This window comes from Dankookia sp. GCM10030260, from assembly GCF_042666655.1.
GTDB lineage: Bacteria > Pseudomonadota > Alphaproteobacteria > Acetobacterales > Acetobacteraceae > Paracraurococcus.
On the sequence record NZ_JBHTDE010000005.1, the window covers coordinates 1 to 16,280 of the forward strand.

At 69.2% G+C, this 16,280-nt stretch carries 17 protein-coding genes and 1 tRNA gene; 7 read left to right on the plus strand and 11 right to left on the minus strand.

What is annotated here, in order from left to right:
* Positions 1–407: 407 nt before the first annotated feature.
* The 5 genes from ACFQS7_RS17455 to ACFQS7_RS17475 form a co-directional block, all read right to left on the minus strand.
* Positions 408–482 (minus strand) — tRNA-Gly (locus ACFQS7_RS17455).
* Between the two features lie 210 nt (positions 483–692).
* Positions 693–998, minus strand: coding sequence for a hypothetical protein (locus ACFQS7_RS17460; protein WP_380068392.1), 306 nt, complete (start codon positions 996–998; stop codon positions 693–695).
* Positions 999–1,015: 17 nt separating this feature from the next.
* Positions 1,016–1,309: a 2Fe-2S iron-sulfur cluster-binding protein gene (locus ACFQS7_RS17465; RefSeq protein ID WP_380068393.1), complete on the minus strand. Its 294-nt coding sequence runs from the start codon at positions 1,307–1,309 to the stop codon at positions 1,016–1,018.
* Positions 1,306–1,476, minus strand: a complete 171-nt coding sequence (locus ACFQS7_RS17470) for a hypothetical protein (RefSeq protein ID WP_380068394.1) — start codon at positions 1,474–1,476, stop codon at positions 1,306–1,308. Before ACFQS7_RS17470 ends, ACFQS7_RS17465 begins: the two co-directional genes overlap by 4 nt.
* Positions 1,477–1,867: 391 nt before the next feature.
* Complete coding sequence (locus ACFQS7_RS17475) at positions 1,868–2,746, minus strand: NAD(P)-dependent oxidoreductase (protein ID WP_380068395.1); 879 nt, start codon at positions 2,744–2,746, stop codon at positions 1,868–1,870.
* A gap of 123 nt (positions 2,747–2,869) precedes the next feature.
* Between ACFQS7_RS17475 and ACFQS7_RS17480 the strand changes: the two genes are divergently transcribed.
* Positions 2,870–4,627, plus strand: coding sequence for a methyltransferase (locus tag ACFQS7_RS17480; protein WP_380068396.1), 1,758 nt, complete (start codon positions 2,870–2,872; stop codon positions 4,625–4,627).
* Here ACFQS7_RS17480 and nth read toward each other — a convergent pair.
* On the minus strand, positions 4,594–5,301 hold the full coding sequence (gene nth / locus ACFQS7_RS17485; RefSeq protein ID WP_380068397.1) for an endonuclease III: 708 nt from the start codon (positions 5,299–5,301) through the stop codon (positions 4,594–4,596). The genes ACFQS7_RS17480 and nth overlap by 34 nt on opposite strands.
* Before the next feature lie 54 nt (positions 5,302–5,355).
* On the opposite strand from nth, the gene ACFQS7_RS17490 reads away from it, so the two are divergent.
* Complete coding sequence (locus tag ACFQS7_RS17490; protein ID WP_380068398.1) at positions 5,356–5,865, plus strand: DUF2244 domain-containing protein; 510 nt, start codon at positions 5,356–5,358, stop codon at positions 5,863–5,865.
* Between the two features lie 7 nt (positions 5,866–5,872).
* Here ACFQS7_RS17490 and ACFQS7_RS17495 read toward each other — a convergent pair whose 3' ends face one another.
* The 4 genes from ACFQS7_RS17495 to ACFQS7_RS17510 all read right to left on the minus strand — a co-directional run bounded on the left by ACFQS7_RS17495 (position 5,873) and on the right by ACFQS7_RS17510 (position 10,510).
* Positions 5,873–6,328, minus strand: coding sequence for a helix-turn-helix domain-containing protein (locus ACFQS7_RS17495; protein WP_380068399.1), 456 nt, complete (start codon positions 6,326–6,328; stop codon positions 5,873–5,875).
* Positions 6,329–6,491: 163 nt separating this feature from the next.
* On the minus strand, positions 6,492–8,039 hold the full coding sequence (lnt, locus tag ACFQS7_RS17500; protein WP_380068400.1) for an apolipoprotein N-acyltransferase: 1,548 nt from the start codon (positions 8,037–8,039) through the stop codon (positions 6,492–6,494).
* Between the two features lie 409 nt (positions 8,040–8,448).
* Complete coding sequence (locus ACFQS7_RS17505; RefSeq protein WP_380068401.1) at positions 8,449–10,101, minus strand: copper resistance D family protein; 1,653 nt, start codon at positions 10,099–10,101, stop codon at positions 8,449–8,451.
* Positions 10,102–10,111: 10 nt separating this feature from the next.
* Positions 10,112–10,510: a copper resistance CopC family protein gene (locus tag ACFQS7_RS17510; protein WP_380068705.1), complete on the minus strand. Its 399-nt coding sequence runs from the start codon at positions 10,508–10,510 to the stop codon at positions 10,112–10,114.
* A 146-nt stretch (positions 10,511–10,656) separates the two neighbouring features.
* Between ACFQS7_RS17510 and ispH the strand changes: the two genes are divergently transcribed.
* The 3 genes from ispH to ACFQS7_RS17525 all read left to right on the plus strand — a co-directional run bounded on the left by ispH (position 10,657) and on the right by ACFQS7_RS17525 (position 13,769).
* Positions 10,657–11,601 (plus strand): 4-hydroxy-3-methylbut-2-enyl diphosphate reductase, encoded by a 945-nt coding sequence (gene ispH / locus ACFQS7_RS17515; RefSeq protein ID WP_380068402.1) that lies wholly within the window; start codon positions 10,657–10,659, stop codon positions 11,599–11,601.
* A gap of 140 nt (positions 11,602–11,741) precedes the next feature.
* A complete protein-coding gene (gene hpnH / locus ACFQS7_RS17520; RefSeq protein ID WP_380068403.1) occupies positions 11,742–12,908 on the plus strand; it encodes an adenosyl-hopene transferase HpnH in 1,167 nt (388 codons plus the stop codon).
* A gap of 99 nt (positions 12,909–13,007) precedes the next feature.
* The gene (locus tag ACFQS7_RS17525; protein ID WP_380068404.1) at positions 13,008–13,769 is read left to right on the plus strand and encodes an SDR family NAD(P)-dependent oxidoreductase; all 762 of its coding nucleotides are present in this window, start codon (positions 13,008–13,010) and stop codon (positions 13,767–13,769) included.
* A gap of 83 nt (positions 13,770–13,852) precedes the next feature.
* Here ACFQS7_RS17525 and ACFQS7_RS17530 read toward each other — a convergent pair whose 3' ends face one another.
* Entirely contained in the window at positions 13,853–14,794 is a 942-nt protein-coding gene (locus tag ACFQS7_RS17530; RefSeq protein WP_380068405.1) for an SMP-30/gluconolactonase/LRE family protein, read from the minus strand.
* Between the two features lie 125 nt (positions 14,795–14,919).
* Here ACFQS7_RS17530 and ACFQS7_RS17535 point away from each other — a divergent pair, with 125 nt between their 5' ends.
* Together ACFQS7_RS17535 and ACFQS7_RS17540 are read left to right on the plus strand one after the other, a co-directional pair.
* The gene (locus ACFQS7_RS17535) at positions 14,920–15,561 is read left to right on the plus strand and encodes a TetR family transcriptional regulator (RefSeq protein ID WP_380068406.1); all 642 of its coding nucleotides are present in this window, start codon (positions 14,920–14,922) and stop codon (positions 15,559–15,561) included.
* Positions 15,558–16,238: a methyltransferase family protein gene (locus tag ACFQS7_RS17540; RefSeq protein ID WP_380068407.1), complete on the plus strand. Its 681-nt coding sequence runs from the start codon at positions 15,558–15,560 to the stop codon at positions 16,236–16,238. The genes ACFQS7_RS17535 and ACFQS7_RS17540 overlap by 4 nt, the downstream gene beginning before the upstream one ends.
* Positions 16,239–16,280 lie beyond the last annotated feature (42 nt).

Sequence of the window (16,280 nt, forward strand, 5' to 3'; positions counted from 1 at the left end):
GCACCTCCAGCGCTGGAGACGTGTCAGCGGGCCGGCTGAGCGATGCCAGTGGTCCCGCCAGACACAAGGGTGCCGTCGAGACGGATCCAGGCGGATTATCCGCGCTACGCTAAGGGCAAGAGCTTGGAGGGCGGCGAAAGCGATTTGTTTCGCTGCTTCGACCGATAAGGGATGGGCTTACTGAATGGAGGACCAGTACGCCGCCTGAAGATTGCTTTATTTCAACGCGTTAAAGCTTGAGGGTTAAATCAGGTTACCCTCAAGGTTCGGAGACTCCCCAGCGTTTTGGAGAGAAAACACGCCCTAATTCCGGATCAGCACCATCAAAGTAGCGGCTAAAATCGGCCGGAAACCTGCGCCTTAGCGCGGAGTCTAACTTAGAAGAGACAAGTTGTTGGGATAACGACTGGAGCGGGAGAAGGGATTCGAACCCTCGACCCCAACCTTGGCAAGGTTGTGCTCTACCCCTGAGCTACTCCCGCGCTCCGTCGTGGGAGCGCTTTCTAACAGACGTCGCTGGCTTTGCAAGCGCCTCGCCTGACAAAAAAGCCGCTACCGCTTAACATCGGCTACGATCACCATTTTTGGTACCCGACCCGGGTCAGCAGGTCCTGCAGCGCCACGACGCTGCAGGCAGTGTCCGGCTCACCCATTGCCACTCAGCAGGCTGCTTCCACTGACCACCGCCCCATCTACTCTGGCTGAGAAGCCACAGACACAACCACCCGGCGGCCTCCGAAACGCCACTGAATGCTCCTCAAAGCCTCGTCGTTCAGCAGTGCCGGGCCGTTCGGCATGATATTGACTGGGCAGGAAAATTCGCCAATGGCCGGCCACGATGGAAGTCTGTTTTCAGACGTTCCGCAGCTTTGTGACGATGGGCACCGGTCATCGATCCCCAGCGAAGCGGACAGCCTCCCCTCGCCGCGGATGCTGACCGTCTGCGGCACGCCGACCACCCGCGCCTCGACCAATTCCAGTTTCATCGCGGTCTCCATGCCGGCGGGCTCACCGGTTACGGTGATTGTGGCGGCCAGGAAACGCTGACATCGCCTTCGACGAAGGTCTGGCAGGCCATCCGCCACCCTTCGGCAAGTTCCGCCTCGGTCAGGTGCTTGCGCTCTTTCGGCTTGATGGCGTCGGCATGTTCTCTCCCCCGTTCGATTCGGCACTTGCAAATGCCGCAGATCCCACCGCCGCATTTGAAAGGGATGCCGCCATTTTCGCGCAACGATACACGCAACAGGTTGCTCGTCTCCGGCGCCTCCACAATCTTGCCGTCGTTCGAGACGAAGGTAACCGTGATCATGCGGTGGCCGGTACTGGCACTGGATGCAGCATGGCGCGGATGCTGCCGCAGGCCGTCAGATGGTCGCTCTCCTTTTGCACGGCCTCGATTGTCTCGCGGTGCGGCAGGGATTTGATCGGCACCAAATCCAGCATCGGCGGCTCGACCTCGTCCATGAGGCGGATCATGGTCGCGTTCTCCAGCTGGGCGATGACGAAGCATGGCTTATACATCGTGCCACGCCCATGGTCATTGGCCCTATGGCGCGAACACCTTCAACAGGCCCAGTCGGATCTGGCCGGGCTTGCTGGTCAGGGTGCTGGACATGCTGGCTCGTGCCTTCGGGGCGGCGCCGGGAAAGAGCGTTGAACACCAATCCCTCTGCGCTCTTCACCAAGTCCAGCGTCAACGACGTCCCGCAGGAACCGATGCGACTGCTGCGCGAGTGGACCAAGATGGTCGCCCGCCGCAAGGACACCAGACTGGCGGCGCGGCCGCCTGGCATGTGCGCCGATTGGCAATCAGCCACCGCTGGCGTCGGCGAGGCACGCCCCGCTGCGCGCGGGACTATCGCGGCCGCTAAAGCCGCGCCTCGCAGCCCAGGATGGACTCGTACACCTTCAGCATCGCCATGGTGTCGAGCGCGCCGTAGCCCATGCCACGCGCCATCCGCAGCAGCGCCAGGGCCTGCGGCGCGAGCAGCCCGGGCACGCCGTACTCGGCCTCCAAGTCCACCGCCAGGCCGAGATCCTTATAGGCCAGGTCCAACGCAAAGCTCGCCGTGAACTCGCCCTTCAGTGCCCGTCCTGCCATGTTGCGCAGGCCGGCGCTGTCGCCCGAGCCGTTCTGGATGATGGCGGTCAGCTTGCTTATGTCGATGCCGGCCTTGGCGCCGATCATCAGTCCCTCGGCGGCCGCGGCCGAGTTGCACAGCATCAGCATGTTGTTGATCAGCTTGGCGACCGAGGCGCTGCCAACCGGCCCGACATGCACCAGCTGGCCGCTGAAGGCGGCGAGGATGGAGCGGTGCTGCTCGAACACCGCCTCCTCGCCGCCAACCATGATGACCAGCGTGCCGTCGGTCGCTCGCACCACGCCGCCGGTCACCGGCGCATCCAGCAGCGCCACGCCCTTCTCCGCCAGCGTCGCATGCAGGCGCTTCACCACCGCCGGCGCATTGGTACTGAGGTCGAACATCGCAGTCCCCGACCGGATGCTTGGCGCCATGCCCTCCACGACAGCCTCGACCGCCTTCGGTGTCGGCAGGGAGGTGAAGATGAGGTCGCAGCTCGCCGCCAGTGCCGCCAGGCTCTCGGCCGCGGTGGCGCCGGCCTCGGTGCAGGCGCGCATGGCCTCGGGATTGAGGTCGTGCACCACCACCTCGTGGTTCACGCCCTTCATCATGTTGCGGCACATCGGGCCACCCATATTGCCCAGGCCGACGAATCCGATCCTCATGGCGTTCTCCCCCGCGGCCCCATGGGGCCTTGTCCTTCCAGGCAATGAGCCATCGGGCCGGCCGGCGTGCAAGACCCGGCGCACCCTTCCCACAGGCGGCCCGGCGGCCCTACCCTTCGCCGGGTGAGCGAGGAACGCCCGAAGCCGCCGTCCCGGGGTTGGGACACCATCACCCCCTACCACCGCGGGTTCGAGGAATTCGCCGAGGCCTACGAGGCCTTCGGCTTCGCCGAGATCCATGCCGGCGCCCTGCCCTTCCTGCCGGTCAGGCCCGGGCTGATGCTGGATGTCGGCGCCGGCAGCGGCCGCGACGCGGACTGGTTCGCGGCCCGCGGCTGGGAGGTGGTGGCGGTCGAGCCCGCCGCGGCGCTGCGCCAGGAAGCGGCACGCCTGCATCCCTCGCCCCGCATCCGCTGGGTGGACGACCGGCTGCCGGCGCTGGCGGCGCTGCACCGGCTCGGCCTCGGCTTCGACCTGGTCTGGCTCAGCGGCGTCTGGATGCACATCCCGCCGGAGGACAGGGCGCGCGCGATGCGTAAGCTGGCGACCCTGCTGAAGCCGGGCGGCCGGCTGGTGCTGACCCTGCGGCACGGCCCGGCGCCGGAAGGCCGGCCGATGTGGCCGGTCGATGCCAACGAGGTCGAGCGGCTCGGCCTCGACCACGGCTTGGCGCTGCGGGTGGCGACGGAGCGGGTGGAGGACCGCCAGGGGCGGCGCGACGTCCGCTGGCAGACCGTCATCCTCGACCTGCCGGATGACGGCGCCGGCGCGCTGCCGCTGCTGCGCGGCGTCATCCTGCGGCAGGAGAAGGCCGCGACCTACAAGCTGGCCCTGCTGCGCTGCATCGCCCGCATCGCCGACGGCTCGCCCAACATCGCGCGGGACGCGGGCGACCATGTCGAGCTGCCGCTCGGCCTCGTCGCGCTCTACTGGATCCGCATGTTCAAGCCGCTGGTGGAACGCGGCCTGCCGCAGCGGCCGGGCGAGGCGATGGGCTTTGTCACCCCGGCCTTCCGCGCGCTGGGGCCGCTCGCGCCCTACGACCTGCGGCCGGGCGCGCGCTTCGGCGGCACGCTCGCCACGGCGCTGCACCGCGCCTTGGCCGATGCGGCGCGGCTGATCGCCATCATGCCGGCGACCCACCTGACCTTCGCCGACAATGCCCCGGTCTTTCCCACCACGTCGCGCCGGCCGCCGCGCGCGAGGGACCCTCTCGTGGTCGGCACGGAATTGCTTTGGAGCTACGGTACCACGGCGGTGCCGCTGCCGGTCTGGCAGGCGCTGCGCCGCATGGCCGCCTGGATCGAGCCGATGCTGGTCGCCGAATGGGTGCGCCTGGTCCAGGCCTATGGCGCACGGGCCGGCCGCGCCCTCCCGGCCGACGAGGTCATGCACGCGCTGCAATGGACCGAGCCGCTGCGCGACACCGCGCTGGTGCGCGACCTGGTCGCCGGCCGCATCGCCCGCGGCGAGGAAGTCGCCTGCGTCTGGACCGGGGAGCCGCTGCGCCTGCGGGGGATCGAGATCGATCACTGCCTGCCCTGGTCCGCCTGGGCCTGCAACGACCTGTGGAACCTGCTGCCCGCCTCGCGCGCCGCCAATCAGCGAAAAAGCGGCCTGATCGTCGCCGCCGGGGCGCTGGCGGAAGCCCGGCCGCGCATCCTCACTTGGTGGGAGGAAGCCTATCGCGGCGCGGAACCCTCGCTGCGTGCCCGCTTCGCCGAGGAGGCGCGGACCACCCTGCCGCTGCCGCAGGAGCGCGAGCCGGCACTGGACGAGCTATTTGCCGCGCTCGATTTCCGCCGGCTGCGGCTGCGGCAGGAAACCCAACTGCCCGAATGGGCCGGCTACACGGCCGGGGCCGGCACCTTGTCCCGGTAATTGCAATGTGCCGCCGCGACGCAGCGCCAGCACTCCGGTACCCGCGCCTTGCAGACATAGCGCCCGTGCAGGATCAGCCAGTGATGCGCATCCCGCAGCAGCTCCGGCGGGCAGCGCCTGACCAGGCCGTCCTCGACCTCCCGTGGCGTCTTGCCCGGCGCCAGGCCGGTGCGGTTGCCGAGCCGGAAGATATGAGTGTCCACCGCCATGGTGTTCTCGCCGAAGGCGACGTTCAGCACGACATTGGCGGTCTTGCGGCCGACGCCCGGCAGGGCTTCCAGCGCCGCGCGGTCGCGCGGCACCACGCCGCCGTGCAGTTCGACCAGTTGCGCAGCCAGTGCCGCGACGTTGCGCGCCTTGCCCTGCCACAATCCGATGCGGCGGATATGCACGCCGATCCCCTCGGCCCCGAGCGCCGCCATCGCCGCTGGCGTCGGCGCCGCGGCGAACAACCCCGGCGTGCACTTGTTGACCGAGGCATCGGTCGCCTGCGCCGACAGCACCACCGCGACCAGCAGGGTGAACGGATCCTGGTACAGCAGCTCCGTCTCCGGCGCAGGGTTGGCGGTGGCCAGGGCGCGCACGAAGGCAGCGGCCTGGTCGCGCGACATCAGCCGGGCGCGGCGCGGCACCAAGGCGGTGCCGTGCAGCGGCGGGGCAGGTTGACGCGGCATCGGCTTGTCTCCGACGGTGGCAGGATGCTTCCCCCATCCCATGTCATGCGCACGATGTCAGCCCAGCCCGATCCCATCCTGTTCGAAGCGATCTGCACCCCGGCGCGCAGCCTGGGGCGACGCGGCATGATGATCGTCGCCTGCGGGGTGCTGGCCGCGTCGCTGACCATCGGCGGCGTCTTCACCCTGTTCGGCGCCTGGCCGGTGCTGGGCTTCAGCGGGCTCGAAGCCGCGCTGGTGCTCGGGCTGATGCTGCTGCACCGCCGCTGGGCGGCGCGCAGCATGGAGGTGCTGGTGCTGACCGAAGGCAGCCTGACCATCCGCCGTACCGACGCGCAGGGGCGGCAGCAGGCCCTGGCGCTCGACCCCTATTGGACCCGCCTGCGGCTGGAGGAACGGCCCGGCCGCGTCAGCCTGCTGCTGCTGCGGCAGCGCCAGCGCGACGTGGAGATCGGGAAATTGCTGGGAGATGCGCAGAAGCGCGACCTGGCGGCGGCGCTGGACGCGGCGCTGCGGCGCTGCCGCGAGCCTGTCTTCGACAACCCGCAGCTGCGCGAGGGCTGACGGCCGGCTATTCGGTCGGCGTCAGGCTCTTGATGAGCTCGAAGACCCGCTTGCGGACCGCGGGATCGTTGATGCGGTAATAGGCCCGCACCAGTTCCAGCGTCTCGCGCCGGTGCAGGGTCTCGTCGTCGAAGCTTTCCTGCTGCTCGGCCAGGCCGAAGCTGCGCCGCGCGGAATGCGAGCCGCCGGCGCCGCCCAGGGCGTCCGGCATGTCGTCGAAGAAGAAGCCGATCGGCACGTCGAGCACGCGCGACAGGTCGAACAGCCGGCTGGCGCCGATGCGGTTGACCCCGCGCTCGTATTTCTGCACCTGCTGGAAAGTGAGGCCGAGCGCGTCGCCCAGCTTCTCCTGGCTCATGCCGAGCAGGGTGCGCCGCAACCGCACCCGGCCGCCGACATGGACGTCGATTGGGCTCGGACGGTGTTCGCGTTCAGGGCGTTCGACGATCTCGTCGCTCGGCATTGACCGTATCTTCCTGCTCGCGGGCCGCGTCCGAATTTCAATACCACTCAACGCAACGGCGTCGGCCGCCCGCCAGCCACCCGCTATACGGGAGGGTTAACAAGGCGTCAATACTCACGAGATTTCTCAAAAAGGAGTTTCGTGCCGCTTTCGCTCAACCCGATCACCCGGCAGATGTTCGTCTGCGAATCGAAATCCATGGCACAAGCGCCAGGAGCATGCAAAGCAACGCGGCCAGGGTCGGCAAGGCCAAACCGAGCCGGGCGAACAGCGGCGCCGCATCGCGACCCGGCAGCGGCAGGGTCAGCGTCCCGGTTGCCCCGCTGGGCAGCAGTGCCAGGCGCCGGCCGCGCGCATCGAAGACGGCGGAGATGCCGGTTTGCGCCGCCCGGGCCAGCGGCAGGCCCTCCTCTACCGCGCGCAATCGCGCCGCCGCCAGGTGCTGCCAGGGGCCGGAGGATTCACCAAACCACGCATCGTTGGTGATGTTGACCAGCCATTCCGGGCGCGGTTCGGGCGTGACCGCAGCAGGGAAGATCACCTCGTAACAGATCAGCGCGCCAAAGGGCGGCAGGCCGGGCGGCGCCAGCAGCACCGGCCCGGGCCCGGCGGAGAAATCCATCCCCCCCGCTGCCAGCCGGATCGGAAGCAGACCGGACAGCGGCATGTATTCGCCGAAGGGGACAAGATGCGCCTTGTCGTAGACCCCCCGCACCGCGCCGCCGGCATCCAGCACCGCCAGGCTGTTCCAGACCTCGCGTGGCCGGCCGTCCTCGCCCCAGGCAACGCGCACCGTGCCGCCGAGCAGCGTGGCGCGCGCCGGCAGGACCTCGGCGACCAAGCGACGCGCCTCGGGGTCCTGGGTCAGGAGAAAGGGACTGGCCGTCTCCGGCCAAATCACAATAATTTTACTCTCGGGATGAGCCTCGGTGGCGGTGCGGGCAGCCGTCTCGGTCAGGCCCAGATAGCGCTGGAAGATTGGCATGCGCTGGTCCTGCCGCCACTTCACCTCCTGCGCCACGTTGCCCTGAACCAGCACTAGTTGCACCATCTGGTCCGGTGGGGCAGGCAGGGACAGGCGCCAAGCGCCGAAGCCGGCGAAGCCGACCAGCGCCAACGCCGCGACCATCCAGGGCATGCGGCCGCGCAGGCAAGGAACGCCGGCCACCAGCAGCGTTACCAGCGATAGCCCATGCACGCCGACCAGTGCGGCGCCCTGCACCGGCAGGGCGGCGAAGGCCCAGACCGTACCCATCAGGTTCCAGGGGAAACCGGTGAAGACCACGCCGCGGGCCAATTCGGCCAGCACCCAGGCGCCTGCGAAGCCGACCACCCGCGGCCAGCCCGCCGGCAGCAGCCGCGCCGCCAGCACCGGCGCCACCACGAAGGCCGCCAGCACCACAGCCAGGGCTGGCGCCGCGAGGGGCACCAGCCACCAGAAATTGGCGACATCCTTCAGGATCGCCTCGGTCACCCACCAGATGCCGGCGACGCCATGCCCCCAGCCCCAGGCGAAGCCGATCCAGGCCGTCCGGCGCCAGGTCGGCTGCGCCCCGGCCAGCGCCAGCAGGCCCGGGATCGCCAGCAGCAGCACCGGCACCGCATGCAGCGGCGGCAGCGCCAGGACCGAGAGCAGGCCGAGGCCGAGCGCGGCGAGGAGCTGCCGGCGCCAGGGCAGCGCCTCCAGCCAGGTGAGGGGAGCATGAAACACGCGCCCCCCTACCGCCGGCGCCCCGGCCGCGGCAAGCGAAGGACCCGTTGCGGTCCTTGCCGGCCGACCGCGAACAGCGGCAGCGAGGTCGGCATGTCGGTGGTCAGGGCAAAGAGCCGGCCAGGCACCATCAACAACCCTATGCTGGCGGTGCCGGGATGGTCGGGGACTGCGAACGCGCCGACGGCCGTCCCGTCGGTCGGTGCGCCGAGACACCGTCCGGATGGATGGGCAGCAAGCGTTCGCCATGCTGCCAAGCGGTGGAGACCCCGGGGCGAAGTGCAGTGGCAGGGCGTCGACATCGGCCAGGGCCAACGGCGCCAACTTCAGCGCCGGGCGGCGCATGCCGCAGCTGACCAAGCGTGCGACCAGCCGGGCGGCGAGGGGCGGCGGGCGCCCCCCCGGACTTTCAGGCTTCGCGATGGAGAAGTAGCAGCAGGCCCATCAGGACCAGGCAGGTGGGCCAGATCCAGTGCGCCACCCGGGCCAGCTCGGCCGGGCCGCGCAGTTCGGTGAAGCGGGCGGCGCCGCCGACCACCGCCAGCACCGCCAGCGGCAGGTGCGACAGTTCGACCAGCAGGGCGTCGCGGACATTGGAGGTGGTGTAGGTATGCGCCAGCAGCAGCACGCCGCCGGCCACCAAGGCACCGGGGAAGACGAAGCGCGCCCGGCCGGTGATTCGGCCGAGCCGGACCCACCATTCGACCAGCGCGAAGCCCATCAGCAGCAGCCCGGCCAGCTTGTGCCGCACCGCCTCCGGGTCGCGCAGGCTCTCCGCCAGGCCGATCCCGCCGAGCGGCCAGGCCTCGGGGTCGGAGCGCAGGACGATGAAACCGGCCAGGCCGATGAGGACCAGCGGCCAGTGCCGTGCCAGGGCGATCCGCCCGGTCGCGTCCAGCAGCGCCGCGAGGCCGACCAGCAGCACCATCACGCCGGACCAGTGATGGTTGTATTCGGACCAAGCGATGTCCTGGGCATTGCGCGGCGACGGCAGGCCCTCGCCGGGGATGTTGGCATCGGGCTTGCGTGCCTGGGCCGCCTGGCGCTGCTGCCATGCGCCATCCGGCTGCGCCGGGATGGCCGGGTCGGCATGGTCCGGGCTGTCGAAGCGCGGCACGGCCGGGGTGAAGCGCTCGACGATGTCGCTCCAACTCACCCGGTCGTCCGGCAGGTCTGCAGCGGGGGAGGCAGACGTGAGCGGGGCGGCCACGGCGAGCACGGCGATGCCGAGGATCATCTCCGCCTCGACGAAGCGGCGGACCCGCAGCAGGTCGGCGGCGGACCATGCCCGCCGGTGCAGCAGCAGCCAGTTGCTGCCGCCGAGCACAAGCAACATGCCGAGGAAGACCGCCTTGGTCGCCGACATGGCGCCATAGACAGTGCCGTAGACCGCCTCGACGGTGCCGATATAGCCGACCCAATAGCCGGCGACGCCGAGCAGGATCAGCCCCACGCCAGCGGCGGCGAAATGCGAGTAGCGCTTGCCGACCAGCCGGGCGGAGGCGGGCGTCAGGTGGAGGCTGGCCAGCAGCGCCGGCAGCCCGCCGATCCAGCAGGCGGCGCCGAGCTGATGCAGGCCGGTCGCGGCCAGCAGCATGGCTCGGCCCTCGGTCCGCGCCACGGCATGGCTGCCGGCTGTCGCCCCCAGCAGCAGCGCCAGCCCGGCCGACAGCAGCCCCCAGCACCGCACCGGGCCGGGCGCGGTCGGCCCCACGGCGAGCACCAGCAGCAGCAGCACGCCGGCCACCGCGACCGCCGCGGCGCGGACGAAATCCGCCCCCAGAAGGTCGAGGACGGGCGAATCGAGCATCGTTGACAGCGCCGCCACGTCCAGCCCGGTCAGGCCGAGCGTCGTGCCGAGCGTCGCCAGCGCCGCACCCACCACGGTCGCGCGGCCGATCGCCCGCAATCGGTCGGCATCTCCGGGCGGCAGCAAGCGGGCGAGGGGAACGGCGAGCAGGGTCCAGAAAATGACGCCGCCCAGCAGGGTCGTCCGCGCCACCAGCTCGGCCGCATGCAGCACCACGCTCACGAAGCCATGGAGGTCGCAGAGCTGCTCCACCGGGGTCGGCTCAGGGCACCGTCAAGGTGAAGGGAATGTCGCCCCGGGTGACGTGGCCGTCCATCGCCAACACCTGCCAGCGCAACCTCCAGGCGCCGGGGACAAGGATCCCGGCGCCGAGGGGCGCGGTCAGCACGGTCGGCTCGCCGTCCGGCACGGGATCGAGCGCGTGCTGCACGGCATCCGGCCCGACCAGGACCAAACGGCTTCGGCCATGGTCGATGCGGATATTGAAGCGGACGGTGACCTGCCGCGGCGGCGCCGCCAAGCTGGACCCAGCCGCGGGGTCGGAGGCAACGACCGCGGCATGCGCCGCAGCCTGTCCCGGCCAGACCAGGGAAGCCAGCAGGAGGATCGGCAGCAGCCGGCCGCCGGCCCGAACTAGGGAATGGAGAAAGGACAGGGAAATTCTCCTTTTAGAGGAAGATCATTCCTTCCCTGGTTGCAAAGGCGCCGCAACCTGCCGCAAAAAGCAGACACCGCAAGATGCGACGCTTCCGGACGCCGCGCGGTGTGGCATGACGAAGGCTGCGTCGAAAGCGGGGGCGAGGGGGAATGCGGATCATACTGGCGCAGCCCAGGGGATTCTGCGCCGGGGTCGTCCGGGCAGTGGACATCGTCGAGCGCGCCCTGGAGACCTATGGCCAGCCGGTCTATGTGCGGCACGAGATCGTCCACAACCGCCGCGTGGTGGAATCGCTGGAAGCCAAGGGCGCCCGCTTCGTCAAGGAGCTGGACGAGGTGCCATCCGGGGCGGTGACGGTCTTTTCCGCCCACGGCGTCTCCCGCGCGGTGGAGGCGGAGGCCGCCGGGCGCCGGCTGCCGGTGCTGGATGCGACCTGCCCGCTGGTGTCCAAGGTGCACAATGAGGGCCGGCGATATGTGGCGCTGGGACGCACCGTCATCCTCATCGGCCATGCCGGGCATCCGGAGGTGGAGGGGACGATCGGCCAGATTGGCGGCGAGGTGCACCTGGTCGCCAGCGCCGAGGCGGTGGACCGGCTGCCGATCCCGCCCGACCGGCCGGTCGCCTATGTGACTCAGACCACCCTGTCGGTGGACGACACACGCGCAACGATCGAGGCGCTGCGCCGCCGCTTCCATGATATCCAGGGCCCGGACACGCGGGATATCTGCTACGCGACCCAGAACCGCCAATCGGCGGTGCGTGAATTGGCCGAGCAGGTTGACGTGTTGCTGGTTGTCGGCGCCGCCAACAGTTCCAATTCCAACAGGCTGCGGGAGATCGGGACGGAGCAGGGGGTGCCCTGCTACATGATCCCCGACGCTACGGCGCTGCAGCCGCACTGGCTACGGGGTGCCGCAACGGTCGGGATAACGGCCGGGGCATCTGCCCCGGAGGCCCTGGTTCAGGAGGTCATCGCGGCGATCGCCGCGCTCGGCCCGGTCGAGATCTCGACAATGGCCGGTATCGTTGAGGATGTGCAGTTCAAGCTGCCGGCGGCGTTGCTGGGGCCGGGAGCGAGCGCGGCCTCGTGAGTGGCCACCGCAGGGCGCGGGTCTGATCCGCAGCGAATGGGTCTGGTTTATGCCAAGGATGCTGTGGCATCCGTGGCTTATCATCGCGGGCCGGCCGTGTCCCCCGAAAGGGACCCCGCCCGAGAAGGAGTGGATGGCGTATGGGTATCCCGCTGCGGCAGCAGATCAAGGTCGGCGCCTATATCATGAAACAGCATCTGGCGGGGCGGAAGCGCTACCCGCTGGTGCTGATGCTGGAGCCGCTTTTCCGCTGCAACCTGGCCTGCGCCGGCTGCGGCAAGATCGACTATCCGGACGCCATCCTCAATAAGCGCCTGTCGGTCGAGGAATGCCTGGACGCGGTCGACCAGTGCGGCGCCCCCGTGGTGGCGATCGCCGGCGGCGAGCCGCTGCTGCACAAGGAGATGCCGGAGATCGTCGAGAAGATCCTGGCGCGCGGCAAGATCATCATCCTCTGCACCAATGCCCTGCTGCTGGAGAAGCGGATCGAGCAGTACAAGCCGCATCCGCGCTTCACCTGGGACATCCACCTGGATGGCGACAAGGAACAGCACGACTGGGCGGTGAGCCAGGAAGGCGTCTACGACCGCGCCGTGGCCGCCCTGAAGCTGGCCAAGGCGAAGGGGTTCCGCACCGCCATCAACGCCACGCTGTTCAACAACGCCGAGCCCGAGCGCATGGCGAAGTTCTTCGACAGCGTCACCGAGATGGGCGTCGATGCCATCATGGTCTCGCCCGGCTATGCGTATGAGCGTGCGCCGGACCAGCAGCATTTCCTCAACCGCCGCAAGACCAAGGACCTGTTCCGCGGCATCTTCGCGCGCGGCAAGGGCAAGGGGTGGAAGCTGGGCAACAGCCCGTTGTTCCTCGACATGCTCGCCGGCAACCAGACCTACCACTGTACGCCCTGGGGCAATCCGACACGCAACGTCTTCGGCTGGCAGCGGCCCTGCTACCTGCTGGGGGAGGGCTACGCCAAGACCTTCGCCGAGCTGATGGACGAGACCGACTGGGACAAGTACGGCACCGGCAACTACGAGAAATGCGCCGATTGCATGGTGCATTCCGGGTTCGAGGCAACCGCCGTGGTCGACGCCGTGAAGCGCCCCTGGAAGGCCCTTGCGGTGCAGATGCGCGGCCCGCGGACCGAGGGCGAGATGGCCCCCGAGATCGACCTGACGAACCAGCGGCCGGCCGACTACGTCTTTTCCCGCCACGTCGAGAAGGCGATGGCCGAGATGAAGCACGAACCGAAACGCGGCGCCAAGCACGGCGGCACCGCCCAGCCCGCCCAAGCGGCGGAATAACCCGCAGGAATAGAGGGGGTGCAGGGGGATACCTCCCCCTGCCTCTTTTCTTGCTTTCCCCCGCCGGCCAGGATGCGCCGGGAGCGGGAGGAAAACGACATGCGGTTCCAGGATCGTGCGGTGCTGGTCACCGGCGGCGGCAGCGGCATCGGCCAGCAGGTCTGCTACGCCGCGGCGAAGGAGGGTGGCCGCGTCGCGGTCGGCGACCTCGACCTTGAACGGGCCGAGACGACCGCGGCCGAGATCCGCAAGCGGGGCGGGGAGGCGCAGGCCTTCCGGGTCGACGTCGCCCAGCCGGCTTCGGTGAACGAGTTCGTCGCAGCGGCGGAGACCACGCTCGGCCGGCTCGACGTGCTGGTGAACTCGGCCGGCATCCGTGAGATCGTCTCCGTCCTCGACTTGTCCTTCGAGGAATGGCAGCGGATCATCACCGTCAACCTGACCGGCACCTTCCTGCCGAGCCAAGCCTTCGCGCGCCGCTTGGTCGCGCAGGGCAAGCCGGGCTCGATCGTCAACCTGGCCTCGACTCTCGGCCTGATGGCGGCGCCGAACCGCGCGGCCTACACGGCGTCCAAGCACGGCGTCGTCGGGCTGACCAAGCAGATGGCGCTGGAACTGGGCGAGAAGGGCATCCGGGTCAACGCGGTGGCGCCCGGCGTGACACGCACCTCGATGACCGAACGCTACTTCCAGGACCCGGAATACTCCGCGGTGATCCGCGGCATCCACGCGCTCGGCCGCTGGGGGGAGGCTGACGAGATCGCTCGCGCCATCCTGTTCCTGGCGGCCGAGGAGAACGGTTTCGTCACCGGAAGCATCCTGACGATCGATGGCGGGTGGACGACGGGGAAGAAGATGTGAGGCAAGGCCAGGGAAGAGGAATCCTCCCTGCACCCTCCTCTATTGCTGTGGGCTTGGCATTCGCCGCGCGGCGGGTGCCGGGCTCAGCCGCCCGCCACGCCCTGGGTGTTGACATAAAGCGCGAACAGCGACTGTGCCGCCGACATGAACAGCCGGTTCCGGTGGCGGCCGCCGAAGCAGAGATTGGCGCAACGTTCCGGCAGATGGATATGCCCGATCGGCGTGCCGGCGCCGTTGATGACATGCACGCCGTCGTATTCGGCCGTCATGCCCCAGCCGCACCAGAGGTTGCCGTCGATGTCGACGCGGAAGCCGTCCGGCGTCTCGCCCGGCAGGCAGCGGTAGAAGACCCGACGCTTCGCCAGCTTGGTCCCGCCGACCACGTCGTAGGCCAGGATGTTGCGCGGGTCGCTGCGGCTCTCGATGACGTAGAGCAGGCTTTCGTCCGGACTGAAGGCCAGGCCGTTCGGATGGTCGATGTCGTCGGCAACCAGGGTTATCTCGAGCGTCCGGCCATCGACACGGTAGACGTTGGTATGCGGCAGTTCGGCCTGCAGCTTGATGCCCTCGTAGAAGGCGTAGGTGCCGAAGGGCGGGTCGGTGAACCAGATGCTGCCGTCGGACTTGCAGACGACGTCGTTCGGGCTGTTCAGCTTCTTGCCCTGGAAGCTCTCGGCGATGACGGTGATGCTGCCGTCGTACTCGAACCGCACCACGCGGCGGCCGGCATGCTCGCAGGCGATGATACGGCCCTGGCGATCCCGCGTATGCCCGTTGGCGTTGTTCGACGGCTTGCGCCATTCGGACACCGCGCCGGTGGTCTCGTCCCACTTGAGCACGCGGTTGTTGGGGATGTCCGACCACAGCAGGCAGCGCGCATCGCCCAGCCAGACCGGCCCCTCGCCCCAGCGGGACCCGGTCCAGAGCTTCTCCACCGCCGACAGTGCCAGATGGTATTTCCTGAAGGACGGGTCGAGCGCGACGATCGACGGGTCCGGGTAGCGCTCGCTCGGCTGCCAAGTCATGGCCGTTCTCCCCCTTGGATTGCGGCGCCGATCCTGCCGGGCAGGGGACGCCGCGCCAAGGGGGGGCCGCCCTCCCATCCTCGCCACCAGGTCGTTAGGATGCGCCGGCGGAGGGGGAAACGGTCATGACACATATCCGCATGGACGGCGCACTTTCGTCCCGTGCCGCGGCGACGCGCCAGCGCATCCTGGACGCAGCGGTGGCGGAGTTCGCGGAGAAGGGCCTGGCCGGGGCGCGCGTCGACGAGATCGCGGCGCGGGCCGGCGCCAACAAGCGGATGATCTACGCCCATTTCGGCAGCAAGGAGGCATTGTGGCTGGCGGTGCTGGAAGCCGCCTATGCCGCCAAACGCGCCGAGGAACGCGCCCTGGCGGTGGATGCGCTGCCCCCCGAGGACGCCATGGCCCGCCTCGTCGCCTTCAACCTCCGCTACACCGCGGCGCATCCGGAATTCGTCGCGCTGCTGAACCAGGAGAACATCCACCGCGCCGCCTATCTGGCGGCCAGCGGCCAAGTGCCGGCGATGTATTCGCCGCTGGTCGGGCAGATCGGCACGGTGCTGGCACGCGGTGCCGCGGCGGGCGTGTTCCGTGCCGGGGTCGATCCGGTGCAGCTCTACATCACGATCGTCGCGCTCGGGCATTTCTACGTGGCGAACCTGCACACGCTGTCCACCATCTTCCGCACCGATTTGGGTGAGGCCGCGGCGCTGGCGGCGCGGGAGGCGCATTGCATTGCGGTCGTGCGGGGCTACCTGCGGCCATGATGCTGCGACGGCTCCTGACCCAGACCTTCATCGTGCTGCTGGCGCAGGGCTGGTTGCTGTATCGCGGCGCCCGCACCACCGACTGGCCGGCATTCTGGGCCTTCCTGGCACTGTTCGGCCTCGGCAGCCTGGCGGTCGGGCTTTTCCTGCTGCGGCACGACCCGGCCTTGCTGCGCGAACGCATGACCCTGCCGGTGCACGGCAACCAGTCGCGGCGGGACAAGCTGCTGCTGCTCGGCGTCGGCCTGCTGTGGTGCTTCTGGCTGTTCGGAATGGGGCGGGACGCCGCCGGCCACGGCTTCGCCGGGCTGCCGGGCTGGCTGCAGGTGCTCGGCGCGCTGCTCTTTCTCGGCGGCTATGCGATGACCGCCTGGACCTTCGCCGCCAACAGCTTCGCCTCCCCCGCCGTGCGGATGCAGCCGGAACGCGGCCACCATGTCATCGACACCGGCCCCTACGCCCATGTTCGCCACCCGATGTATGCTGGCGCGCTGCTGCTCTTCCTCGGCATGCCGCTGCTGCTGGGCTCGCCGCTCGGCCTGCTGGGCTTTCCGATCGGCGCCGCGGTGCTGGCACTGCGCACGCGGTGGGAAGAGGCGGCGCTGCGGGCGGGCCTGCCCGGCTACGACGACTATACGCACCGCGTCCGCTGCCGCTTCGTGCCGGGCCTGTGGTGAGGCTTGACCGCCCGCAGCCGAGGGCGCCAAGGTAACCAGCCG